We start from the raw sequence: 959 nt of genomic DNA on the forward strand, positions 1-959 counted from the left end.
CTTTAGATTCAGTATTAATGATAGTAATTATAAAATGGTGGTGTTCTTACAGTTATGATTGTTTTAACACCACCTATATAATCCATATTTTATGTGAAAAAGTAGTCAATTAAATATATTGATATGATTTAATTTATTTTTTGTAAAATACAAAGCTCGCTTATAAATGTTGAATATAAATTTAGAAGACTTAACTTCTATATACAGTTAATCATTAAAATTAAAAAATATTTTTTATTTATCGCTGGTTATTTTTGTTTTAGAAAATATTTATAAATAATTTATTTTATTTGCGATTTTTTACAGTATTTATGGAAGATTGAAATAAAAAATAAGTATTTGTTTTTGATTTAATTTTGATGGTTTTATTTATTTTTTTGTTAGATTGATTTAATTTTTTTACCAAAATAATTTAGTTTTATTAATGATCAGTATATTAAAATACCTAATTTTAGGGATATATAAGAAGTCTAAAAAAGCGTCTAATAATAAATAACTTAAGGCAAATTTAAAGGGCGACATCATGAGGAAGTTTTGTACTCAATGTTTATATGTTGTGCTTTTTATTTCTTCATGGGCAAGTGCTGCAAACCAAACGTCCTCAGTGAGTGTTGTGACATCTATTCCTGTAAGTTGCCAGTTTTCAAATGTTAGCCCACAAATTGTTTTAAGTGAAGAAGCGCTTGTTGCAACAGGAATTTTTAACCTTCAATGTAATCAGAAATTTGAGCTACAACTGAGCACAAAGTCATTACAAGAAGGGGGAAATGGAACTTTTGTAAAAGCGTCAGGTGGAACCAAGTTAAAGACGTTAATTCAAATGAATTTTATAGGAAATGTTTATCAATTAGATGCGGTCAAAAAAATTCAAGTGGATGACCCCGCTAGTGTAGAACAAGGAACAATTCATGTGAAATTAGCAGAACCTGTCCAAAGCACTACGCCTGAAGGGGTTTATC

Annotated in this window: 1 protein-coding gene; it reads left to right on the plus strand. The window is 27.5% G+C overall.

The window, feature by feature from the left end:
• Positions 1-523: 523 nt before the first annotated feature.
• Positions 524-959, plus strand: a 436-nt coding sequence (locus C9E89_RS22830; protein ID WP_147305754.1) for a hypothetical protein, incomplete at its 3' end; no start/stop codon positions are given.

The sequence above is a fragment of the Acinetobacter sichuanensis genome (assembly GCF_003024515.2).
In the GTDB taxonomy this organism is placed as follows: Bacteria; Pseudomonadota; Gammaproteobacteria; order Pseudomonadales; family Moraxellaceae; genus Acinetobacter; species Acinetobacter sichuanensis.